Here is a 25,375-nt window from a genome sequence, read left to right as displayed (position 1 = left end):
TTATATTCTAAAAATTATTTCACAACTTGTAATCCATTTTCAGTTACTTTATACGTTGTAGTCAAGCCTGTTTCCATCGTTTGGTTGTCAGAAGTAACAAACAAACGATTTTGCCATTCTTTATGCATTACAGTTATTGTGTCATTTAATCCAAAAGTGAAGGATCTTTGGAGAGCCGAATAATGGACATTCCCAATAAACTCTTGTCTATACTTTATTTTCCCTGTTTCAGATTTAAGTATAACAGATGCGTAGAACGCATTAAAGTTATAGTGGGGCATGACATTATTACGCTGAATAGTCGCTTTTTTACTATTTAAATCGACATCCATTGTTGCAAAAGTCTCATCGTTATACCCGTTAAACTTGAAGTTTACTACTTGTTGTACGGGTTTTGGTTCTTCAACTGGTGGAGCTGTTGCTTTCACTAACCCTTTTGAGGTTACTTGATAGGTAATGGTTTCATTTGTTTCTAACGCTTGTTTGTTCGGTTGCTCGATGATGTCTAAACGATTTTGCCATTCTTTGTGGGAAATAGTAATATAATCGTTTAATTGAATCTCTGTTGTTTCAGTCGTTTGAGGATAAATCGTTCTTCCGATAAACTCTTTATCGAAACGTTTTTTTCCAGCGCTATCTTGAATTAAAATAGCAGCATATTGCTCTTCAAAATACCAGTGAGGTCTTTTCGCTTTTGTTTCGATAGTGGCGTTATTTTTTTCTAAATCGATAGCCATTGTTGCAAAAACTTCATCGCTCAGACCTTTAAAGGTAACATCTACTTGTTTTGAAAATTCAGGTTCCTTGCTTGGTGGAATAGCTGGAGCGCTAGCTTTCACCAAACCATCTGCCGTTACTTGATAGGTAATTGTTTCGCCAGTTTCTAAAGGTTGTTTGCTTGGCTGTTTGAAAATCATCAGTCGATTTTTTGCTTCTTTATGTGTGACTGTGATGTAATCTGAAATTTTTAGTGGTAGTGTTTCTATTTCTTCTTCCAACTCTTTGCTACCAACGTATTCTTTCTTAAATGTCGGTTCACCTTTTTCATTTTGAATCAAAATTGTACCATAGTTGTCATCAAAGTAATAATGTGGAATCCCTTTTTGGGTTTGCAAACTAGCACTTGGTTTTTCAGTATTTAAATTCAAAGTAGCAAATGTTCTATCTGCATAGCCTTTAAAATCGATGGTATAATCTTTTTCAATAGTTGTTGGTGTATCAAAAATTTCTTTGTACTTTTCTAGATAGTTCTTTTTATGAGGTTCATTTAATAATTGGATTGCTGCCCATAATTGATATTTGATTCCTGATTTTTGGAATGATTCTAACTCTGGATTCTTTAGAATCAATTGGGCATTGTTGTCAATTTTTTTCATTAAGTTTGTTTCAGGATTATGATCGAAAGTGGTATTTTTCAGACCATGTTTAGTTAAAACAAATTGGTTTGTTTTTAAATTTTTGTTGATTATATTTTCTGAAGAAAGTAAGCGAGTTCTTGTTTCCGCGTGGAAAATTGAAAGTGTATATCCTTCTTTCATTGAAGTGATTACTTTTCTTGGTTTCTCGTTAGTTCCTTTGACCGTTATAGTTTGAACAACTGCTCCTTTTTGGTCTTTAACTTGTAAAGATACGTATGTCTCATTCGGGAAGAAAGAATGAGGAGTGTCTGAATCTAAATCAAATTGAAGTTCTTGTTTGGCGTTATCCATTTTTACTGTAGCAAAAATAGTGTCACTAAGTCCTGCAAATTTAAACGTATCATCAGCGATTGAACTTGATTTTGCTTTGTTCAAAGTAAGTTCAAATGTATTGTTTTGCTCTTTTACAAAAGCATAATATTGCTCTTGTACATAAGTTTCTCCATTTACTGAAGTAGGTGCTTCAACAGTGTATACGCCATTTGGAACGTCATTGAAAGTAATGGTGTTACTGTTGCTTTTAATAGTCGCTTCTTTGACTACTTTTTTCCCTTCTTTTAAATATATTTTTTGATTGTTAAGTGAGGCCAAACCGTTTGTGTTTAGTTTTACTGTCAGTGACCCTTTTAGACCTAATGACGCAATGTCTTGATTATTGACCATCTGGAAATTAGAATTAATCAACATTGAATTGTCTGTTAATCTTCTAGCTGCCGGTAGCTGATATTCTGGAACAATATAGGCTAAAGGTGCAAATGGTGTGTATCCTTTTGCGCGGTTAAGTTCGCCTTGTACTGTAGAGGTTTCTAATTTCCATTTTTCTAAAATAGGAGTAGCATCCATCTTGTTCGTTTCACTGTAATATTTTTGCATCAATAGTGGATAAGATTGTAGATTAGCTGTTTCTTTGTCTTTTGCAGAAAGTTCTCTGTATTCTTTATAGAGTTTTGTGAATGCTTCGTTTCCAGCTTTTTGTTTCAAGAGTGATAACATCAATAATTTTAATCGTAAATCATTGATTTCATTGTATCCTTTATTTGAACGAACGAGTTCTTGATAAAGTTCATTATCGATTTTGTTTCGGTTTCCATAATCAAAAAGCCAGCCGTTTCTATCTGCTTTTTCTTTGCCTAACTTTTCATATTGATATTGAACTCCGAATAAGTTATTGCTGACTTCACCTGTGTACATTCCTTGATCATCAAATTTTGCTTGGTAACCATGAGCGATTTCGTGTAAGGTACCCCAATGGTTTTTGGTTAACCACATTTCTGCAATCTCATCTTTACTTAAGGCAGTCCAGAAAGAACCGTAATAAGCGTATCCTGCTCCATTGATGTCTGCTTTAATAAAGTAGCGAGTGTCTGGACGTTGATGAATCGCTGACGAGTTGTCTAATCCAATTAGTTTGTCATTAAAGTCAAAAATACCATCAAAATATTGAATCATTTCATTTAAAGAAGAAAAATCTTTTAAATATTTAAGAGATGATTTATCTTTTTTTGGAGCAAACATTTGGAATTGCTTTCCTTTAATTAAAGCATATTCTGAATCTTGCTGATCCCATGTTTGGAAAAAACTTTGTGTATTTCCGTTTAATTGATAAATTGGTAATTTTTTTGGTGCTTGATAACTGTCAACTTGGTATTCGATAGTCGCTGATGTATCACCAAAAGGACTATCAATAAAAGGAACTAAATCGGCTGGAGCAGAAATCGTTGTCCAGATTTGTCCAACTTTAAGCTCTTTTTCTACCTTTTTATCATTTCCTAATAATCGTATGGTTACATTTCCTTTGAAATTTGGGTTTGATTGACGAACCCTTAATAGTGTATTTTTTCTTAAAATAAATCCCAGATCTTGTCGATCATGTAAACGTCCCCTTGAGACTCCCATATCCCCAAGCCAAGTTGGATCTTTTACCCCTTTTATTGTTTGCTGTTGTATAGGCTGTGCAGCTTCACTTTTTTCAGCAAACCCTAAACCAAAAGACAATAGTAATAAAAATATTCCTATCTTTTTCATTTGTTACCTCCATTTGATTAAATTTGTGTAGCTAGTTCTACATCTACAATGGTACATAAAAAAAAATAACGAAAGGAATCCATTTTATTCTACTTCGCTACCATTTTTGATTTTTTTTTTAAGAGGAGTGTCTTTTGAATTGAAAAAGTTGTCGTTGTTGCATAGTTTATGTGGATTAATGCCATTTGTAACAATTTTCTCTAATCAAGTAGTCCTTTTTTTATTGAAGTTAGACAAAAAATGGAAAATAGAAAAATAAATTTGGAAAGGTGAGGAACAAACTGATTAAAATCGCAATTTATGTAAGTACATATCATCTAAAATGTTTACATTTAAGTGGTGATGGTGTACTATTTAAAAGTATGCATAACATAAATTCATGTATAAAACTAAATTATTCGGAGGGAAACAAATGTCTGCGAAATGGGAAAAAAAAGGCACTAATGATGGTGTGTTAACTTTTTCAGTTGATCAAACTCTAATTGAAAAAGGCTTGAAACAAGCATTTGATAAAGTCAAAAAAAATCTTAACGTTCCAGGATTCCGTAAAGGAAAAGTATCACGTCAAGTATTCAACCGTATGTACGGAGAAGAAGCTTTGTATGAGGATGCATTGAACGCAGTTTTACCAGAAGTATACGAAGCAGCTGTGAAAGAAGCTGGAATTGATCCAGTATCACAACCTAAAATTGATGTTGAAAGCATGAATAAAGGTGAAGACTGGGTAGTAACTGCTGAAGTAACTGTAAAACCTGAAGTGAAATTAGGCGAATATAAAAACTTAACAGTTGAAAAACAAGACCGTGAAGTAACAGATGCAGACGTTGATGCTCGCATCCAACGTGAATTAGAATCACAAGCTGAATTAGTAATCAAAGAAGATGAAGCAGCTGTTGAAGGTGATACTGTTGTTATTGATTTTGAAGGCTTCAAAGAGGGCGTTGCTTTTGAAGGTGGAAAAGGCGAAAACTATTCTCTTGAATTAGGTTCTAACTCTTTCATCCCAGGATTTGAAGATCAACTAGTTGGTAAAAAAGCTGGAGAAGAAGTTGAAGTAACAGTAACATTCCCAGAAGATTATCAAGCAGAAGACTTAGCTGGTAAAGAAGCTGTTTTCCAAGTGAAAGTTCACGAAGTGAAAGCAAAAGAATTACCAACTTTAGACGATGAATTTGCTAAAGACGTTGATGATTCAGTAGAATCATTAGATGAATTAAAAGAAAAATACCGTAAAGAATTGACAGAATCTAAAGAAACTGCTGCAACAGAAGCTAAAGACGAAGCTGCAATTCGTCAAGCTGTTGACAACTCTGAGATCGTTGACCTTCCACATGTTATGGTACATGATGAAGTTCACCGTTCAATGGATGAATTCTTAAACAACATGCAACGTCAAGGAATTGCTCCAGATATGTATTATCAATTAACTGGAACAACTGAAGCTGACTTGCACAAACAATTTGAAGCAGAAGCAGAAGTTCGTACGAAAACTAACCTTGTAATCGAAGCGATCGCTAAAGCTGAAAATATTGAAGTATCACAAGAAGATATGGATAATGAAATCAATGAATTATCTGAACAATACAATATGCCGATTGATCAAGTGAAACGTGTCTTAACTGAAGATATGTTGAAACATGATATCCGCATGAAGCGTGCAGTAGAAGTAATCACTGAAACTGCAACTGAAAAATAAGACAAATTTTAAAGACATTCCTGATTGCTCGGGAATGTCTTTTTTATAAGGATATAACTGTTTTAATAGATTACTATGTTAAAATTAACTAGTAGCCAGTGTTTGATCTAGCCATTTAATTAAAGCATAATAGACACGATGGCCTTCTCCATTGGTTAAATCGCTGTCAAAATCATGAGGAAGTTTTTCAACTTCTTCATAAGTAACATTTGGGATTTTACTTTCAGCTATTCGAGATGCTTCAACAGGCACGTCTTGATCAGCTGAACTGTGAGCTAAAAAGGCAGCTGGTAATTTAGTAAGTTCAGTGTCTGTAAGGCTATAGGTTTCTTTTTCACTAGGATTATTGACCAAATAGCTTAACCAGTTACCGAATTGACGGCCAGATAAATAGAGAGAAAAACGTTCATTAATAGAAGCATTTGCAATAGGTTTAGAATGAATCATAGCTTGAGCAGCCATCGGAGCTACTTTAGGGAACTGATTGTAATAGCTGCTAGGTTGACTGAAGGCTGGATTGGTCAAATCGTAATATCCATAAAAGCTAATCAACCCTTTTTGTTCCAAAAGATGATGGCGTGCAGATAAAAGATAGGTTAGAAAACCGCCGGCAGAACGTCCAAATAAGAAATAATCAGGGTTTCTTAACCCAAGAGTGGTTTGATAATTATTCAAAAACCAAGTGATACTTTCTTGCAAGCAGCTATAGATTGTGGAAAGTTTAACCTCTGGAGCTAATGGATAATCAATAGTCAGCAAGTTGTAACCATTTTCTATTAAAAGCTGACAATATGCCTCAGGTAAATCATCACGATTTCCATAAAGTAAGCCGCCGCCATGTAAATAAAGCAACGTAGCTTTGGTAGAAGAATTATCGGGGACAGAGTAAAAAGTCATAGATAAATCTAAATCATTCAATCGGCTATAGCAAAATTCTTGTTTTATCATGAAAAGTCCTCCTAATGTAAAAATTGGCCTGAGAAACTAGATAGTTTCACTAACTTATTTCTATTTTAACCCAAATAACCCCAGTCTTTATGTTTAATGCGCACAAAGATAGTAGTTAATTTGTGAAATATGGATAGTGTATGAAAACTGGCAACCGCTTACAATGGTTATGATAATAAAAGAGGGAGATGTATCAAATGGATTTAAAAAAAGTTTTACAGGAAAATATTGATCAAATATCTAATATTGGCAACGATCCAACAGGTGGAATGACACGTTTATTGTATTCTGATTCTTGGTTGGAAGCACAAAAAACTGTGAAAGAAAATTTGGAAGCTATCGGTATGACTGCTTCATTTGATGAAATCGGCAACCTCTTTGGAAGAGTAGAAGGGACAGAACATCCAGAAGAAACGATTTTATCAGGCTCTCACATTGACACAGTTGTAAATGGTGGGAACTTGGATGGACAATTTGGTGTTATTGCAGCTTATGTTGCGATCCAGTATCTATTAGAAACACACGGTAAACCAAAACGTTCATTAGAAGTCATCTCAATGGCTGAAGAAGAAGGAAGTCGTTTCCCAACTGTTTTCTGGGGAAGCAAAAACTTTGTAGGTGAAGCGAAAAGAGAAGATGTTATTGAAATCGCTGACTTTGAAGGGTTAAAATTTGTTGAAGAAATGCAACGTCATGGTTTTGACTTTAGAGATGAAAGTAAAGCACCAAGAGATGATATTAAAGCATTTGTAGAGATCCACATTGAACAAGGAACAGTACTTGAGAAAGAACACTTACAAATTGGTGTTGTTAATAATATCGCTGGTCAAAGACGTTACACGATTGTATTAAAAGGTGAAGCCAATCACGCTGGTACGACGCCAATGGGCTATCGTAAAGATGCTGTATATGGTTTTGCTAAGATTTGTTCACAAGCTATCGATCGTGCGTTAGAAGTTGGTGACCCATTAGTACTGACTTTCGGTAAAGTTGAACCTAAACCTAACACAGTAAATGTTGTTCCTGGTGAAGTGTTGTTTACAATGGATTGCCGTCATACTGACAGTGGAGAACTTCATGCCTTTACAAAAGAAATCGAAGAATTAATGAAAAAAATTGCGGCTGAACACGGTTTAGAAATTGATATTGATTTATGGATGGATGAAGCGCCTGTACCAATGAACGAAGACATCGTTTCGGCTATTGAAACTGCAGCTAAATCTGAAAATATGAAATACAAAGTAATGCACAGTGGGGCTGGACATGATTCTCAAATCATCGCGCCGAATTTCCCAACAGCTATGATTTTTGTACCAAGTATCAACGGTATCAGCCATAATCCGGCAGAAGCAACAGATATAGACGACTTAGTCAATGGGGTTAAAGTATTAGCTAGCACTCTATATGAATTAGCATACAAATAATAGAAGGTAGGAAAGTGTAAAATGGGGTATAAAAATAATCAAACTGGTTATCTGGATGGTTTGTTGTCATCTAGAGCAGTGATCAAAAAAAATAATTATGCGTTGATTCCTCATGATGGACTAGTAAACAACGTGATTCCTGGTTTTGAGAACTGTGATTGTTCAATTTTAGGCTCTAAACAATTAGGAGCAAATTTTGTAGATTATATCATTACGATGCACAAAGATGGTAAAAACCAACGAGGCTTTGGTGGAGAAGGTGTAGAAACAATCGTTTATGTTATCGATGGTGTTTTAAAAGTCAATGACGGAAAAGAAACCCACGAATTAACAAAAGGCGGCTATGCTTATTTGCCAGCTAGCACATTAATGTATTTAGAAAATGGTCAAGATACTGATACAGAAATCTTCTTGTACAAAAAACGCTATCAACCATTAGAAGGCTACGAAGCTCACAAAGTAGTCGGTAATGTCAATGACATGGAACCAATCGAATATGAAGGAATGAAAGATGTTCTTCTGTGGGACTTTTTACCAAAGGATTTAGGATTTGATATGAACTTCCATATTCTTTCCTTTGAACCAGGAGCAAGTCATGGCTATATTGAGACCCATTATCAAGAACATGGTGCATACTTACTTTCTGGACAAGGAATGTACAACTTAGATAACGAATGGATGCCAGTCGAAAAAGGGGATTACATCTTTATGAGTTCATATGTACAACAAGCTGCTTATGCTGTGGGACGTGATGAACCATTAATGTACGTTTATTCAAAAGATTGTAACCGTGATCCAGAAATCTAATTTGAAGAGGAAGTTTAAGAATGAATGAAACTGTTTTAGTGAAACCAGAAGAATTGCATGATTTAATCGAAAAAAAATTAGAAACAGCTGGTTTAAAACCAGAGCATGCAAATGAAGTGGCGACACATTTGGTATTTGCAGATGCATGTGGTATCCACTCTCATGGAGCAGTTAGGGTAGAATATTATGCAGAACAAATCGACAAAGGTGGCGTAACGCTTGATCCTAAAATCGAATTTGAAGAAACTGGACCAAGTTCAGGAATCGTTCACGGTAAAAATGGTGCGGGACAATTTGTTGCAGATGTTGGACTTGGTTACGCAATTGATATGGCAAAAAAATCTGGTGTAGCAGTGGTTGGAATTTCTAAAATCAGCCATAGTGGAGCGTTATCTTATTATGTGAAAAAAGCAGCTCAGCAAGATTTGATCGCAATTGCAATGTGTCAGTCTGATCCAATGGTTGTACCTTTTGGCGGAAAAGAAAACTATTTTGGTACGAATCCAATTGCTTTTGCAGCACCAAGAAAAGGCCATGAGCCAATTGTTTTTGATATGGCAACAACGGTTCAAGCTTGGGGCAAAGTGTTGGATGCGCGCTCTAAAAATAAAGAGATTCCTGATACTTGGGCAGTTGATAAAGATGGCAAGCCAACAACTGATCCTCATAAAGTCAATGGGCTATTGCCAATTGCAGGACCCAAAGGTTATGGTTTGATGATGATGGTAGACATCTTATCTGGAATGCTTTTAGGCTTACCGTTTGGTAAACATGTTTCTTCTATGTATGATGACATAACTAAAGGACGTGATGTAGGTCAAATGTATATCTTGATTGATCCAAAACGTTTCACTGATTTAGATATGTTTAAAGAATCAGTTGACGGAATGGTGGAAGAACTACATGCAATTCCAGCAGCAGATGGGTTTGAACAAGTTTATTATCCAGGAGAAATCAATCAAATCAATTATGAAAAATCATTGACAGATGGTATTGAAATTGTCAAAGATATTTATGATTATTTAAAGAGTAATACACTACATTATGACCGTTATGAGAATACAAATGCTTTTGGTGAAAAGAAATAAATGTTACTTTGTTTAGCTTTGAAACATGCCAAGAAACACAATGACGTTAGGCGTTGATGTTTCTTGGTACAAGGTGTTGTGAAGCGTAAGGTTGTTATCGTATGTTATCTAGCTTCACAGCTTAGCCTGTTCAGTTTTTTAAATAAGGAGGTGCTCCACAATGAGAGTAAAAAAAGCAGAGTTACATCAGCTGATTAAAAATAAAATACAAAAAGCTGGTTTGTCAGAGGAACATGCAGAAATCGTAAGTGATGTTTTGACTTTTGCAGATGCTAGAGGAATTCATTCCCATGGAGCAATGCGTGTCGAATACTACTCAGAAAGAATTGCAAAAGGCGGTATCACAAACGATCCCACGTTTTCTTTTGAACAAACAGCACCTAGTTGCGGTATGTTTGAAGGCGATAATGGTTCTGGTTTTGTTGGTGCCAAGAGGGGAATGGACCATGCAATTGAAATGGCGAAAAAAAATGGTGTAGCCGTTGTTGGTGTCCGTAATATTTCTCATAGTGGAGCGCTTGCTTACTATGTGGAAATGGCAGCAAAACAAGATATGGTCGCTCTTTCTGTTTGTCAATCTGATCCAATGGTTGTACCTTTTGGTGGAAGTGAACCTTATTTTGGCACGAATCCAATTGCTTTTGCAGCACCAAGTAATGATGATCGTATAATCACTTTTGATATGGCAACAACAGTTCAAGCTTGGGGGAAAATTCTTCATGCTCGTTCTAAAAAAGAATCAATCCCAGATTCATGGGCAGTAGATGCCAAAGGAAACCCTACGACAGATTCCACTGCAGTTAACGCTTTATTACCGATTGCAGGACCAAAAGGTTATGGCTTGATGATGATGGTAGATATTTTATCGGGTATTTTATTAGGAGTGCCATTTGGTAAACACGTTTCTTCTATGTATCATGATTTATCTAAAGGTCGTGAGTTGGGGCAGCTTCATATAGTTATTAATCCAGAATTTTTCATTGGATTAGATGTTTTCAAAAAAAATATTTCAACAATGTTGGATGAACTAAAAGAAATCAGTCCAAGTCCAGGATTTAAAGAAGTTAATTATCCAGGAGAACGAGGACGAGAACGTGAAAAAAATTACGAAGAAAATGGAATTGAAATCGTAGACGACATCTACGAATATCTAATCAGTGACGACATACATTATGATCGTTACGATCATAAAAATAAGTTTGCGGAATAAGCTTTTTTCAAAATAAATTATCTAGCTAGGCGGGTTAGCTACTGCTTTTTCAGTCAAGACTAAGCGAGCTTGCTATATTTTTAAACAAATGGAGGAATTTCAATGCTGCACACAATTATTAAAGCGAATAGCTATCAAGATTCTATTGTATTGATGCTATTAACAAACAAATTAAATACAATTGATGGCGTTCATAACGTTTCTGTAATGATGGGGACACCAGCTAATAAAGATATCTTTAAAACTGGCGGTTTGTACACAGATGAGCTGGAAAAAGCATCTTCTAACGATATGGTAATCGTTTTAGATATTGAAGATGATTCATTGATCGATCAAGTGTTAACAGAAATCGATGTGTTTTTAGAAGAACAAACTAAAGGCGGCGGCGACGGAGCGGGTGAAGAAGTCGCAAAAACTTGGGATAAAGCATTTGAACTAGGCAAAGATGCTGGTGTTGCGGTTTTCTCTATTCCTGGTACACATGCAGCACTTGAAATTGAAAAAGCTTTAGACGAAGGAAAACATGTTTTTTGTTTCAGTGATAATGTAGCAATTGAAGATGAAAAACGCTTAAAAGAAAAAGCACATGATGCAGGTCTTTTATTAATGGGACCTGATTGTGGTACTGGTATCATTAATGGTATTCCAGTTGCGTTCACTAATGCTGTTCGTAAAGGGAAAATCGGTGTTGTTGGCGCATCTGGAACAGGGATTCAAGAAGTAACAACAATTATCCATAAATTAGGCGGCGGCGTGACGAATGCAATCGGTACTGGCGGACGTGACTTAAAAGCTGAAATTGGCGGAATTACATTAAAAGACAGCATTATGACGTTGGAAAAAGATCCTAATACAGAAGTGGTAGTAGTAATCTCTAAGCCACCTGCACCAGAAGTTCGTGATGAAGTATTAAACTTATTGAGAAGTATTTCAAAACCCGCAGTAACAATTTTCTTAGGTGAAAAACCTTCTTCTCATGAAGAAAATCTTTATCGTGCATACACATTAGAAGAAGCAGCACAAATTGCTGTTCAATTACTAAATAAAGAAGCTGTCCAATCTGTAAAAGAAACATTAACAGTTCCTGCACATTCATTTAAACCAGAACAAAAATTTGTCAAAGGCTTATACTCTGGTGGAACTCTTGCTTATGAGGCTGCGATGTTGATTAAAGAAGGTTTAGCATTAACTGGTGACGAACATGCACCAGAAGGTTTTATCTTAAAAAATCAAGGACATGAAATCATTGATTTAGGTGACGATGTTTATACACAAGGAAAACCTCATCCAATGATTGATCCGACAAAACGTAAAGAAATGTTGGAAGAAGCAGGCAAAGATCCAGAAACAGCAATTATCCTTTTAGATGTTGTTTTAGGTTATGGTTCGCATGCGAATATGGCACAAGAATTGGCACCAACGATTAAAGAGATCAAAGCAAAAGCCGCTTCTGAGGGAAGAGAATTATTTGTGATTAGTACAATTGTTGGAACGGATGAAGATCCTCAAAATATTCATGAACAAGAAACAATCATGAAAGATGCAGGTGTGATTCTTTGTGATAGTAATGCTCAAGCAGTTCGTTTAGCTTTAGCTATTTTAGATCATCCATTAACTCAAACGGATAAAGCAATTGAAGCACAAGCAGCGGTAACACCAGTTGCAATTGAACCAACAGATGCGATGTTAGCGTTATTGACGAATCAAGGATTTATCAATATTGGTTTACGTAGTTTCTCAGAAGCAATTATCAATCACGGTGGCAAAGTCGTTCAGTATGACTGGCAACCAGTTGCAGGTGGAAACATCACATTGCAAAAAGCATTACAATTTTTAAATAAAGTGGAATTAGGTAAATAAGAAAGGATGACAAAAATGGTATACAAAACAATTGATGAAGCAAATCAAGCAGTAGCAGCAAAAATCGTTGCTGGATCTCCTTTCTTATTAGACGTAGTCCCAGCAAAATCAGTAATCAAAGAATTGAATGAAGGTAAAGTACTTCTTCATGCAGGACCACCAATTACTTATGATAAAATGGTTGATCCAATTCAAGGTGCTTGCGTAGGAGCAGCGTTATTTGAAGAATGGTGTGAAACAGAAGAAGAAGCAAGAAAAATGTTGGAATCAGGCGAAGTGAAACTAATTCCATGTCATCATGTGGACGCCGTTGGACCAATGGGCGGAATCACTTCAGCTAACATGGCAGTTTTAGTTGTTGAAAACAAAACAGATGGCAACCGTGCCTTTTGTACAATGAATGAAGGGATTGGCGCAGTTTTACGTTTTGGCGCGTATTCTGATGAAGTAATCAATCGTCTAAGATGGATGAGAGATACTTTGGCACCTGTGTTAAGTGCTGCATTAAAAACAAAAGAAGATGGTTTAAATATCAATGTGTTAGTGGCTAAAGCAATCGCCATGGGTGATGAGTTCCACCAACGTAATATTGCTGCATCATTAGCTTTCTTAAAAGAAATGGCGCCGATCATTGTTGGTTTAACAGAGATTGATCAAACCAAACGTGAAGAAGTTGTTCAATTCTTAGCTGATACAGATCAGTATTTCCTAAATATCATGATGGCATCATCTAAAGCTGTAATGGATGGAGCAAGACAAATTCAAGAAGGAACGATCGTTACGGCTATGTGTAGAAATGGCTATGAATTCGGTATTCGTATTGCTGGGATGGGTGATGAGTGGTTCACAGGTCCAGTAAATACACCTCAAGGATTATACTTCTCTGGCTTTAGTGAAGCAGACGCAGCTCCTGATATGGGGGATAGCGCAATTACTGAAACATTTGGTGTTGGTGGTATGGCAATGATTGCAGCACCAGCGGTTACTCGTTTTGTTGGTTCAGGTGGGTTCTATGATGCCTTGAATACAAGTAATGAGATGACTGAAATCTGTATCGACAGTAACCCGAATTTCCCGGTTCCAACATGGGACTTCAAAGGGATTTGCCTTGGTATCGATGCAAGAAAAGTTGTAGAAACTGGAATTCTACCTGTAATCAATACAGGGATTGCTAATAAAAAAGCTGGGTTAGGCCAAATCGGTGCAGGAACAGTAACACCGCCGATCGATTGTTTTGAAAAAGCTGTATTAGCGTATGCAAAAAAATTAGGTTTTACAGAATAAAAGGTGAAGATATTGTTTGTTAACGCTTGTTTTATTGATCAAGTCCTTTTGACGGATAACGTTGAAAGACAAAAATGGTATGTTCATAGCAAATATAAAAATAGTTTTAATATTCAAGATGAGAGGAAACAACAGTTAGTGGTCATTACGACCACTAACTATCCTTTTATGCCGAATGGTATTTATCTACAATCAAATGATTTTTCACAATTATTATCAACAATTAAGATTGGTGAACAAATTATTTGGGAACGAAAGTGTTTACATTTTTCTACAAATCATTTATTGCTAACGCATGGAAAAAGCTATTCATCCACAATGGAAATAATGGGAGAGTTCTCGCAAAACAGTCAAAAAAGGTTGTTTTTATATACAAACACACTAGTGAAAGAAACTGGGAGCCAACATTCTTTAGCTAAGTTTTTGGAAGATGAAAACCCATTTAAAGAAGAGCTTTACCAATTGTGTTCTGAAGATGAGATTCAGCAAAAATCAGCACTAGATTTTCTTTTGGGGAGAGGTTTGGGTCTAACACCATCTGGGGATGATATGATTGTTGGACATCTAGCAGCAAGACTTTTATTAGATAAAGAAAATTCTATATTAAATCAGCTATTACTTACTGAACTGTTATCAGAGCAGTCTGTGACAACAGACATCAGCAAGCATTATTTGTTATGCGCACTATCAATGCGTTTTAGTGAACCAGTTATCAAGTTAGTTGATGTATTACTGACAGATAGTAGACAAGAACAGATCGAATCATCCGTTGAAGCAATAATCAAAGTAGGTCATACGTCAGGTGTGGATTTACTTGCAGGCTTTTTAACAACAATCAAATTTTTCAGCACTAAATAAAGGAGGATTTTTATGGCAAATCGTGTCGTGATTGCATTGGGAGGCAATGCAATTTTAAAACCAAACCAAGAAGCAACACTTGAGGTACAATTAGATAATGTGAAAGTTAGTGCAGAGTTAGTTGCAAAAATCGAAGAATTAAATTATGAGATCGTTTTAACACATGGAAATGGACCGCAAGTTGGAAACATTTTAAGACAAAATGAAGAAGCAAAAGACGTGGTTCCACCGTTTCCATTAGACGTTTGTAATGCTGAATCACAAGGATTTATTGGATATATGCTAGAACAAAGCTTGAAAAATTCACTGGAAACAAAAGGTTTAACAAGTAATGTTATTACATTACTTACACAAACAGAAGTTTCAGCTGATGATGAAGCATTTGATCATCCGAATAAACCAATCGGAGTGTTCTATTCAGAAGAAGAAGCAAAACAAATGGAGCAAGAAAAAAACTGGGTGATGATGGAAGACGCTGGTCGTGGATATCGTCGTGTTGTTCCTTCACCACAACCAAAAGCGATTCATGGTGTAGATGCAATTGTTAATCTATTAAACCAAAATACAATCGTGATTGCTGGCGGAGGCGGAGGAATTCCTGTTGTTCGCAATGAAGATGGTTTATTAAATGGTATCGAAGCTGTTATTGATAAAGACCGTACTGGTAAAAAACTAGCAGAACAAATCGATGCAAGCGTCTTTATGATGTTAACAGATGTGAGTAATGTTTATATCAACTATGGTAAAGAAAATCAAGAAAAATTAGAAACGATTTCAGTGAAACAAGCACAGCAATATATGGATGAAGGTCATTTTGCAGACGGTAGTATGGGACCAAAAATGGAAGCTGCTACTGCATTTGCTGCACAAGGCAAAACAGCAATTATTTGCTCTTTAGAAGAAGCTGACCAAGCATTATTAGGTAGAGCTGGAACAAGAATTACAGGTTAAAAATCAAAAATAGAAGTTGAAACGGAGTGATAAAGCTCCTTTCAACTTCTATTTTATTTATTGATGGTTATTAGAACGTTCAGATAATTCTAAAGCTAAACGTATATTTAAACTATTTGTCGGATCTTGAATGTTTTTTCCGAGTAATTTGGCGCAATGATCGATTCTATATTTGATGGTATTACGGTGTAAATACATTTCTTTCGCTGTTTTTGAAATTTCACATTGAAAACTTAAATAGCATTGTAATGTTTTGCGAAGCTCGATAAATGAATCTTCTACAGGATAAGCAAGTTCTTTTAATGTTGTTTCACAGAAATAGTGTACATCTTCAAGATTCATTCTTTCGAATAGACTTTTCATTCCTTTAGGATGATAACGATGAGTCAAAGGAATGCTGGTCATGGTCAACATCTCTTCATAAGCCGTTTTCGCTTCAATATAAGAATTGGCGATTTGCTCAGCAGTTTCATACAGATTTCCTATAGCAAAAGTCAATCTAATCGGTAATTTTTCAGATAAACCTAAAGAAGTTTCATTTAAAATTGTCTCCAAATCTTCCACTTTACTTTGGATCAAAATAGCGAGATGATTTGTATTTTTCACTTTAAAGATACTAATATGTTTGATTTTGAGAGGTAAAGTTTCATGTAGCCACTGAAAGGCCACATCGCTTTCTTCTTTTTGATACTTAATCTTCGTTTCTGTAGTCGTGGTTTGACTACAAACGGCATAAACAATTTGATACTGTGTACTTTTCTTTAGCCCGTAGTTTGCTCCTAAGTCAAGCCAATCACGTCTAGATTGATGAGGGGTTTGCTGATACTCAATCAATTGGCTTAAAAAGTCACTTTTAAGAAAATCCAGAGATTCCTGAATTTTTTGATTTTTATACAGCATAAACGATAAAACTAAACAAGCCTGTTCAACAGCAAATTCTGACATTGGATAAGGAACTTGTTCTGGATTTAAGATCAATAAATGGTGTGGAAAATAACTATTTACTGTTACTGAAAATCCGGCAATTTGCAGTGGAGCTTGATTTAAATCTTTGATCATGAATGATGCATTACTATCTTCGATCCAACTATCATATTTATTGACTAGTTGTTCAACGTAATACTCAGCAGGTTTTGAGGTTTGAGTAAAATGTTTTGAGTGAGCAATTACTTTGCGATAAGGGCTTACTAAAATGACTGGAGTGTTGATCATTTTTCCAAAATCTGCAATAAAACGTGCAATACTCACATCATGTATCAATAAATTAGAAAAGCGTTTTTGAATATCTAGAGCATAACTTAACTGCTCTGTTTTAGTATCCCATAAATAATTCAACAGTTGATGTAACAAGGCGCCTAGAGGCCGAGTATTGGGAATCTGAACGATGGGAAAATTAATTTTATTTGCATATGCTACAACATCCGGGTCAATTGCCTCAATAAAACGACCGACCTTTATACCGATGCCGGCAGCTTCTTGCTCTTTTAAAGAATCAATCAATGAAATTAAGTCTTTTTGATTATCTTTATAAACCATTGCTGTTGTTAAAAGAAAAATCTTCTTTGGAATAAAATTCGCTACGTCAGGTGTTTCAGAAATTTCTATACTTTCAACAATTGTAGTAGCCTTGGTAGGATTCGTTAATAATTTTAAATCGGAAAATCTTGGAATTTTTAATAAATCTTCTAATACAGTCAATTGATTTCCTCCTAAACTTAAAAGCGTAGCGGGCTCGTTCAACCTCGACAGAAAAATAGGAAAATATGAATGTGACGATATTAGTCACAGACAGATTTTATCTTTTTACCGAGAGGTTAGCCCTAGAAGCTAGATAAAATAAAGCGTAGCGGGCTCGTTTAACCTCGACAGAAAAATAGGAAAATATGAATGTGACGATATTAGTCACAGACAGATTTTATCTTTTTACCGAGAGGTTAGCCCTAGAAGCTAGATAAAATAAAGCGTAGCGGGCTCGTTTAACCTCGACAGAAAAATAGGAAAATATGAATGTGACGATATTAGTCACAGACAGATTTTATCTTTTTACCGAGAGGTTAGCCCTAGAAGCTAGATAAAATAAAGTGTAGCGGGCTCGTTCAGCTTCAATAAAAACAGAGTTTTTCTCTTTAATTTGCTAAGTAGATATGCTCGATTTCTGTTGCTAAGCTATATCAATTCTTGACATATTGAATGGTAACATCTAGCATATGAATATAGCCACTTCTATTCTAAATGATAGCGCATGCAGATTCAAGGGTGTTTTGTGCGAAATAACTGAAAAATCAAATTTTTTATTCAAAAGTGACAATGATTTTTTTAGATATAAGGGTAGGATGAAATTAAAACGGAAAAGAGGAATAGTTATGTTTTCAGAATTAACGGTACCGAGTAGAACAATCATGACTCCGGGACCAGTAGAAGCTCATCCAGTAGCTTTGAGAGCAATGTCGGCGTCTATTTTAGGACAATTTGATCCAGCCTTTTTAAATATTATGGACGAAGTAAAAGAAATGATCAAGATTCCTTTTGGTACTAAAAATAAGCAAGCATTTGCGGTTGATGGAACGTCACGCTCTGGTTTAGAGGCAGCATTGATTGCTTTGATTGAACCAGGAGATAAAGTTCTAATTCCAGTTTACGGTCGTTTTGCTTATCTTTTAGGTGAAATTTGTGAACGTGCAAAAGCAGATATTCACTATCTTGAAAAAGAATGGGATGCGCCATTTGAACAAGAAACAGTAATTGAAGAAATTAAAAAAGTACAACCAAAAATTGTAGCCATGGTTCACGGTGAAACAGCCAATGGTCAGATGCAAGCAATGGAAAAAATTGGTGAACATTGTCAGACGAATGACATTTTCTTTGTCGTTGATATGGTAGCTACATATGGTGGTGTACCGATTGAAGTTGATGCTTGGGGTGTAGATATTGCTATCGCTGGAACACAAAAATGTGTGAGTGTACCTTCAGGTTTGTCATTGATTACTTATAACGATAAAGTAGAAAAAGTTTTAACTTCTCGTTATCAAAAAGAATTAGGTTTAAGTAAGGACATCCGAAATGAAAATCATATTAGCAGTAATTATCTTGATTTGAGCCAACTTCAACGTTATTGGAGTGAAGAACGAATTAATCATCATACTGAAGCCACAAGTATGATTTACGGACTGCATGAAGGATTAAGAATGTTGATTAAAGAAGGCATTGATAATGTTTACGCTCGTCATGCTCAAAATGATCAAGCAATCGTTGCTGGAATAAAAGCTATGGGGTTGGGTTTCTACGGTGATCTTACGACTAAAATGCCAACAGTTACGCCAATTATGATTCCTAAAGGAATCGATGGTGAAAAAGTTCGTGCATTGATGTTAGATGAATTTGGTGTAGAAATTGCTTCTTCATTTGGTGCATTGCAAGGAAAAGTTTGGCGTATTGGAAATATGGGTTATAGCAGTAGAAAGTCCAATGTTCTTCATGTATTATCAGCATTGGAAGGTGCTCTTAATTATTATGGTGCCGATATTGTTAAAGGTGAAGCAGTTAAAGCAGCGTTGAACGTCTACAAAAAATAGTTTTACATTCAAAATGTTTGTGTGAAAGAACAGTGATTGTTCGTTTTGCACAAACGTTTTGACAAGTTTGTGAAAAATAATGATGCGTGAAAGTTTGCTAACGCTTACAATTAAGGCGAATAAAGAAGTTGTTTGAGTATATGGGTAGAACGTAAATTGCACAAACCTTTCTTACGTTTTTTCATGTAAAAAATAACATTTGGAGGAAAAAACATGGATGCAAAAGTTAAGAGTTCAGGAATGGATTATTGGAAAAAAATTGTCATTTTATTATGTGCTGGTTGGGTAACAATCTGGGTGTATCGTTCAGCTCTTTCACCTGCCTATCCGCAAATTAATGAGTCACTAGGTGGAAATATCTCTGATACGGCGTTAGGATTTATTTCTACTTGTTATTTCTTTGGCTATGTTGCGATGCAGATCCCAGCAGGATTTCTAGTTGATAAGATTGGAAAGAAAAAAGTATTGATTCCAGGATTCATTGTTTTTGGGATTGCTGCTTTCTTAATTTCTCAAGCAACAAGCATTTCAATGATTTATTTTGGTAGTGTTTTAGCAGGTTTAGGGTGTGGATCTTTCTATGGTTCAGCGTATTCACTAACATCTCAAAACATTCCGCAAGAAAAAAGAAGTTTTTCTACTGCTATCGTAAATAGTGGGTCAGCAGTTGGATCAGGATTAGGTTTGATTTTATCTAGTTTCTTAGTTGTCCAACTACAATTCCCATGGCAAACAATGATGTATATTTCAGTAGCATTGATCGTTGTGATGTTAGTAGCGTTTACTGCAATTATTCGTAATAATAAAGAGGATGCTGAATTTTTAGCACAATCAGAAGCTGAAGAAGCAGCTGAAGCTGCAAAAAATGAGGAGCCTGTTGTAGAAAAAGAACATGTTTCAGTGAAAAAATTATTTGCACCAAAAATGTTATTTGCTTATATTTTATACTTTGCTACTTGTTATGCGTACTACATGACAGTTACTTGGTTGCCTAACTTCCTTGGAACTGAAAGAGGGTTTGAGGGAGCAGCTATTGGGTTCTCCGCTTCTCTAGTGGCATTTGCATCAATTCCAGGGGCATTATTCTTTAGTCGTTTAGCAGATAAATTTATGCACAAAAAAGTACAGTTTATCGTGATTTTAGAATTCTTAGCAGCTGTAATGTTACTGTTAACTGTTCAAGCAACAAATTCAACTATTTTATTAATTGGTTTGATTTTATATGGTTTCTTAGGTAAACTAGCTGTAGAACCTATTATTATTTCATGGCTTGGTGAAAATGCACCTAAAGTTGGTATTGGAACAACACTTGGCGTATTTAACTTCTTTGGAATGATGTCTTCAGTTATCGCACCAACATTAACAGGGTCAATTTCTGACGCCACTGGTTCAAAAGAAATGGGCTTTTACATTTCAGTAATTTTATTAGTAGTAGGAACAGCGTTGTTCTTGCTTGCAAATTTGAAAAAAAAGAAAGCTGCTGAATAATTTTTAAGTAGCTGAGAAGTAAATAATGATGTGTTTGGCTTCTGAAACTAAATATAGTGGACAGAAACTAAACACATCATATTTGTTTTATTTTAGAAATAGCAGTAAATAAAAAGATTCTTATTTGGAATCTTAGTGCTTGTAAGCGCTTAAAGGAGGCGAACTTATGGAAAACCAAGATTATCAAATCACGGATGAAGAACTTCAATGTTATCGAGAGCGTGGCTATAATGAAGATCTTCTTCCAAAGCCATTATCAAAAAGAATGATGGGGAAATTGAATTATTTTACGCTGTGGATGGGTTCAGTACATAATATTCCCAATTACACAGCTGTCGGAGGATTTTTATTTTTAGGTCTGTCTCCAATCAATATCATGTTAGCTCTGATAATAAGTGCATTGGCAGTTGCGTTGTTTATGACGTTTAATGGTCGGGCGGGATCAAAGTACGGTATTCCCTTTGCTATTCATTTACGTTCAACTTATGGAGATATTGGTGCAAAACTACCAGGATTTCTTAGAGGATGTGTTGCTGCAATTGCTTGGTTTGGATTACAAAATTATACTGGGTCGTTAGCATTATTGATTTTGATTGGTAAAATATGGCCTGGCTTTTTAAATCTTGGTGGGGATACGATGATTTTTGGGATTTCTATTCCAGGTTTGCTTGCCTTTACTCTTTTTTGGGTAGTAAATATGCTGATTGGCCTTGGTGGAGGGAATATTCTCAATAAGTTCACAGCCATTCTAAGTCCGCTGATTTATATTGTTTTTGGTGGTATGGCAATTTGGGCGATTGGTGCAGCTGGTGGATTGGGACCGATTTTATCTTATGATGTTTCAGGTGCAGCACATAATATTTCACCAGTATTTGTTTATTTAATGATTATTAATTCGGTTTTAGCGGTCTGGGCAGCTCCTGGAGCAAGTGTTTCGGACTTTACTCAAAATGCAAAATCAACGAAAGATCAAACGATTGGTCAAACGGCTAGCTTTTTAGTTGGTTACGGTATTTTTGCTTTTTCAAGTGTAGTGATTTTAATTGGTGGTTCGATTCGTTATGGCATTCAAGAATGGAATATTCTAAACATTGTTGATCGTTGGGATAATTCATTTGCAATTATTGTTGCAATGCTAGTGTTCTTATTAACTACAGTTTCAACCAATGCAACGGGGAATATTATTCCGGCTGCTTATCAGTTGTGCGCATTATTTCCTAAAAAGATTGACTATAAAAAAGGTGTTTTGATTGCCAGTGTTATTAGTTTTCTTATCATGCCATGGAAATTAATGGAGAATGCGGCTAGTATTTTTATTTTCTTGAATACGATTGGTGCGGTATTAGGACCAGTCGCTGGAACGATGATTGCAAATTACTATTTTGTTCAGAAACAGAAGATTGACTTGAACCAGTTATACATGGATCAACAGGCAGATAATAGTCATAATATTTATAAAGGGCTGAATAAGCCGGCATATGTTGCGACTATTGTGGCATTAGTCATCTGTTTAAGTGGTAATTTTATCCCTGCTTTAAAAGTGATTTCAGATATTTCGTGGATTGCTGGTTTTGTATCAGCCTTTGGTTTATATTTAGTGTTAACCAGATTTTTAGATAAAAAATAATTAGGTTTATGAGCGAGCTAAAGTTTGGACTGGATACTTCCATACACTTTTAATTTGAACTATGCTAAGAAACGCAACGAAACTATGAGTTGATGCTGAAAAGTATAAAGTGAAGCAAAGAAGAACGTTGTTATGTAGATTAATTTAGCTGCGCAGGCTAGTCTCTTTGAAAAAAGACTTTGAGATGAGTCTGTTAAGCTTTTAAATTTAGGAGGAGAGAGAATGAGTTATGATTTAGTGATCAAAAATGGTTTAGTTATTCTAGAGTCAGGAGAGGTTAAAACCGATGTTGCTGTGAAAGATGGTTTGATTACAGCGATTGGCAATGACTTAGGGAATGCAGAAAAAGTAATTGATGCTAGCGGTTTAGTTGTCAGTCCCGGTATGGTAGATGCCCATGTCCATATTACTGATCCAGGCGGAGGTTACCGCGATCAATGGGAAGGATATATCACTGGAACGGCCTCTTGTGCTAAAGGTGGAGTGACATCATTTATGGAGATGCCTTTAAACCAAGTTCCAGCAACCGTTGATGGTGAATCATTAGAAATAAAATATCATGCTGGTCAAGGGAAACTTAAATCAGATGTTGCTTCATTTGGCGGCTTAGTACCGTTTAATCTGAATGGTGGGATTCAAGAGCTAAATGATGGTGGAGTAGCCGCGTACAAGTGCTTTATGGCAACCTGTGGTGACCGCAGCATTGATGGCGATTTTATGAATGTAGATGATTATTCTCTTTATGAAGGAATGAAACAAGTTGCTAAAACAGGTAAGGTTTTGGCAATTCACGCAGAAAATGCAGCAATTACAGATAAATTAGGAGAAATTGCTTACAAAAATGGTGAAACAACATTGAAAGCCTATGTTGCAAGCCGTCCAGTTTTTACTGAAGTAGAACCAATTCGTAGAGCAATCTTGTTTGCTAAAGAAACCGGTTGTCGCATCCATATTTGTCATATTGCCTGTCCAGAAGGTGTAGAAGAAGTAACTAAAGCAAGAGAAGAAGGTGTTGATGTTACATGTGAGACATGTACTCATTATCTTTACTTTGACACGGATGAATTGGATGCAATTGGACCTGTTGTTAAATGTTCCCCACCAATTCGTGACAAAGAAAATCAAAATGGCATGTGGGAAAAAGTCTTATCGGGTGAAATTGATTTTGTGACATCGGATCATTCGCCATGTACGCCTGATTTAAAAGACAAAACCAACGCTTTTGAAGCGTGGGGTGGAATTTCTGGTGTTCAAAATAACGTTGATGTTCTTTTTGATGAAGGTGTTCAAAAAAGAGGGCTGTCGTTGAAAAATTTTGCCGATATTATCGCTGCAAATCCGGCAGATCGTTATGACTTAGATCAAAAAGGACGTATTAGTATTGGAAAAGATGCTGACTTCGTTTTGATTAAACCGAATGCACCGTACACATTAAAAGCAGAAGATTTGGAATATCGTAATAAAATTAGTCCATACATTGGCCGAGAGATTGGTGCTCAAGTGGTACAGACAATTTTAAGAGGTCATGTAATTTATAATCAAGAAGAGGGCGTTTCAACAGATTTCGTTGGCGCATTTATCAAGAAATAAACAAGTTAATAAAGAATTGAAGGAACAATCGGACATGAAAATATCTATTTTTGTTGTCTGGTTGTTCTTCTTTTTTTATTCAGCAGATTCTTGCGTTATTCTCGGAAGAAATTAAATGTAGAGGGTCATTTAGTTGATTTGATTTTATAAAGGAGAACGTCAAATATGAATGAAAGCAAAGGAAAAAATAAAGTCGTTCCTTACTGGAAACAAATTATTTATATACTAACAATTGGCTGGATCGTAATTTGGATATATCGAACGATCTTGACCCCTATTTATCCGATTATTAGTGAATATTTTGGTGGTGCAAGTGATGCTCAGTTAGGTCACATTTCCAGTTTTTACTTTTTAGGGTATGTGTGTATGCAAATACCTTCAGGTCTTTTGGTAGATAAGTTAGGAAAAAAACAAATTTTGATTCCTGGTTTTTTATTATTTGGTTTGGGAGCGTTGGTTGTTGGTCTGGCGCAAAATATTGGGATTGTTTTTATAGGAAGTGTTTTAGCAGGATTAGGTTGTGGGACTTATTATGGGGTTGCCTATTCACTGACTGCAGAATATGTACCAGTATCTAAAAGAAGCTTAGCAACAGCTGTTGTTAATAGTGGAACAGCAATCGGCAGTGGTTTAGGTTTGATTTCATCTAGTTATCTGGTTGGTACAGGAATCTTGCCATGGCAGACCTTAATTTTTGCAACGATTGCATGGATTCTTTTAGCGATTGTCATGTTTTTACGCTATATTCGATTAGAAAAACCTAAAAAAACAATAATTAGTCATATGGATCCAGAAGAGAAAAAACACATCTCAGTCAAAGCATTGTTCCAGCCTCGAATGATTTCAGCCTATATTCTTTATTTCTCAACATTGTACACCTATTATTTGATTGATACATGGTTACCTAATTTTTTAGAAACAGAGAAAGGTTTTTCAGGAACTTCAGTAGGCTTGGCATCATCATTGGTCTTTTTTACTGCGATACCAGGTGCGCTTATTTTTAGTAGGATTGCTGATGGGATACCTCTCAAAAAAGTTCAGTTGATTATTTTTCTTGAACTATTAGCAGCGAGTGTATTGTTTTTAACTGTAACGACAACAAACCAAACGATTTTGGTTATCGGTATTATGGCATATGGATTTTTTGGGAAATTAGCGGTTGAGCCGATTATCATTTCTTGGTTAGGTGAATCAGCACCCAAAGGAAGTATTGCAACGATGTATGGGGTATTTAATTTTTTTGGGATGTCAGCTTCTGTGATTGTTCCATCGGTTACTGGGAAAATTTCTGATATTACGGGATCAAAAATTTATGCGTTTTATTTAGCAATTTTAATTATAGGGATTGGTACCTTATTGTTTTATTTGATTAATCGAGTTGCTTGGAAGACAGACAATACGAAACAGTAATATTGTAGATAAAAAAACATTTTACTTCTTTTAAATTTTTTTAAATTGAAAGAAATAAGGTGTTTTTTTCTTTATTCATATCGAAATAACTTGTTTACTTGATGAACTATCGAACTTTT

17 protein-coding genes are annotated in these 25,375 nt (G+C 35.6%); 14 read left to right on the top strand and 3 right to left on the bottom strand.

From position 1 onward, the window contains the following. Positions 1-14: 14 nt before the first annotated feature. Positions 15-3,443: a putative mucin/carbohydrate-binding domain-containing protein gene (locus tag BCR23_RS02600; RefSeq protein ID WP_069633939.1), complete on the bottom strand. Its 3,429-nt coding sequence runs from the start codon at positions 3,441-3,443 to the stop codon at positions 15-17. A gap of 412 nt (positions 3,444-3,855) precedes the next feature. Between BCR23_RS02600 and tig the strand changes: the two genes are divergently transcribed. Further along, positions 3,856-5,139: a trigger factor gene (gene tig, locus BCR23_RS02595; protein WP_069633938.1), complete on the top strand. Its 1,284-nt coding sequence runs from the start codon at positions 3,856-3,858 to the stop codon at positions 5,137-5,139. An 84-nt stretch (positions 5,140-5,223) separates the two neighbouring features. On the opposite strand, the gene BCR23_RS02590 is transcribed toward tig, so the two are convergent. Then, a complete protein-coding gene (locus BCR23_RS02590; protein WP_069633937.1) occupies positions 5,224-6,087 on the bottom strand; it encodes an alpha/beta hydrolase in 864 nt (287 codons plus the stop codon). Positions 6,088-6,284: 197 nt separating this feature from the next. On the opposite strand from BCR23_RS02590, the gene allC reads away from it, so the two are divergent. From allC to arcC, 8 genes are all read left to right on the top strand, one after another. Next, positions 6,285-7,511 (top strand): allantoate deiminase, encoded by a 1,227-nt coding sequence (gene allC / locus BCR23_RS02585; protein WP_069633936.1) that lies wholly within the window; start codon positions 6,285-6,287, stop codon positions 7,509-7,511. A 21-nt stretch (positions 7,512-7,532) separates the two neighbouring features. Next, positions 7,533-8,318, top strand: coding sequence for a (S)-ureidoglycine aminohydrolase (gene allE, locus BCR23_RS02580; protein ID WP_069633935.1), 786 nt, complete (start codon positions 7,533-7,535; stop codon positions 8,316-8,318). A 20-nt stretch (positions 8,319-8,338) separates the two neighbouring features. Continuing rightward, the gene (gene allD / locus BCR23_RS02575; protein ID WP_069633934.1) at positions 8,339-9,406 is read left to right on the top strand and encodes an ureidoglycolate dehydrogenase; all 1,068 of its coding nucleotides are present in this window, start codon (positions 8,339-8,341) and stop codon (positions 9,404-9,406) included. A gap of 160 nt (positions 9,407-9,566) precedes the next feature. Next, positions 9,567-10,616: an ureidoglycolate dehydrogenase gene (gene allD, locus BCR23_RS02570; RefSeq protein ID WP_069633933.1), complete on the top strand. Its 1,050-nt coding sequence runs from the start codon at positions 9,567-9,569 to the stop codon at positions 10,614-10,616. Positions 10,617-10,718: 102 nt separating this feature from the next. Further along, the gene (gene fdrA / locus BCR23_RS02565; RefSeq protein ID WP_069633932.1) at positions 10,719-12,476 is read left to right on the top strand and encodes an acyl-CoA synthetase FdrA; all 1,758 of its coding nucleotides are present in this window, start codon (positions 10,719-10,721) and stop codon (positions 12,474-12,476) included. A 15-nt stretch (positions 12,477-12,491) separates the two neighbouring features. Beyond that, on the top strand, positions 12,492-13,760 hold the full coding sequence (locus BCR23_RS02560) for a YlbE family protein (protein WP_069633931.1): 1,269 nt from the start codon (positions 12,492-12,494) through the stop codon (positions 13,758-13,760). A gap of 3 nt (positions 13,761-13,763) precedes the next feature. After that, complete coding sequence (locus BCR23_RS02555) at positions 13,764-14,618, top strand: oxamate carbamoyltransferase subunit AllH family protein (protein WP_240482515.1); 855 nt, start codon at positions 13,764-13,766, stop codon at positions 14,616-14,618. Between the two features lie 12 nt (positions 14,619-14,630). Further along, entirely contained in the window at positions 14,631-15,569 is a 939-nt protein-coding gene (arcC, locus tag BCR23_RS02550; RefSeq protein ID WP_069633929.1) for a carbamate kinase, read from the top strand. Between the two features lie 57 nt (positions 15,570-15,626). On the opposite strand, the gene BCR23_RS02545 is transcribed toward arcC, so the two are convergent. Further along, the gene (locus tag BCR23_RS02545) at positions 15,627-17,267 is read right to left on the bottom strand and encodes a PucR family transcriptional regulator (RefSeq protein WP_069633928.1); all 1,641 of its coding nucleotides are present in this window, start codon (positions 17,265-17,267) and stop codon (positions 15,627-15,629) included. Between the two features lie 665 nt (positions 17,268-17,932). On the opposite strand from BCR23_RS02545, the gene BCR23_RS02540 reads away from it, so the two are divergent. The 5 genes from BCR23_RS02540 to BCR23_RS02520 all read left to right on the top strand — a co-directional run bounded on the left by BCR23_RS02540 (position 17,933) and on the right by BCR23_RS02520 (position 25,256). Next, positions 17,933-19,141 (top strand): pyridoxal-phosphate-dependent aminotransferase family protein, encoded by a 1,209-nt coding sequence (locus BCR23_RS02540; RefSeq protein WP_069633927.1) that lies wholly within the window; start codon positions 17,933-17,935, stop codon positions 19,139-19,141. 213 nt (positions 19,142-19,354) lie between these two features. Beyond that, positions 19,355-20,629 carry an MFS transporter gene (locus BCR23_RS02535; RefSeq protein ID WP_069633926.1) on the top strand — a complete coding sequence of 425 codons (1,275 nt, stop codon included), beginning with the start codon at positions 19,355-19,357 and terminating at the stop codon, positions 20,627-20,629. A gap of 166 nt (positions 20,630-20,795) precedes the next feature. Beyond that, positions 20,796-22,256, top strand: coding sequence for an allantoin permease (allW, locus tag BCR23_RS02530; RefSeq protein WP_069633925.1), 1,461 nt, complete (start codon positions 20,796-20,798; stop codon positions 22,254-22,256). A gap of 222 nt (positions 22,257-22,478) precedes the next feature. After that, positions 22,479-23,846 (top strand): allantoinase AllB, encoded by a 1,368-nt coding sequence (gene allB / locus BCR23_RS02525; RefSeq protein ID WP_069633924.1) that lies wholly within the window; start codon positions 22,479-22,481, stop codon positions 23,844-23,846. 165 nt (positions 23,847-24,011) lie between these two features. Continuing rightward, the gene (locus tag BCR23_RS02520) at positions 24,012-25,256 is read left to right on the top strand and encodes an MFS transporter (protein ID WP_069633923.1); all 1,245 of its coding nucleotides are present in this window, start codon (positions 24,012-24,014) and stop codon (positions 25,254-25,256) included. Positions 25,257-25,375: the final 119 nt, after the last annotated feature.

The organism is Enterococcus quebecensis (assembly GCF_001730365.1).
Taxonomy (GTDB): Bacteria; Bacillota; Bacilli; order Lactobacillales; family Enterococcaceae; genus Enterococcus_L; species Enterococcus_L quebecensis.
The sequence above is the reverse complement of the archived record's forward strand: the minus strand, read 5'-3'. Positions and strand labels throughout refer to the sequence as shown.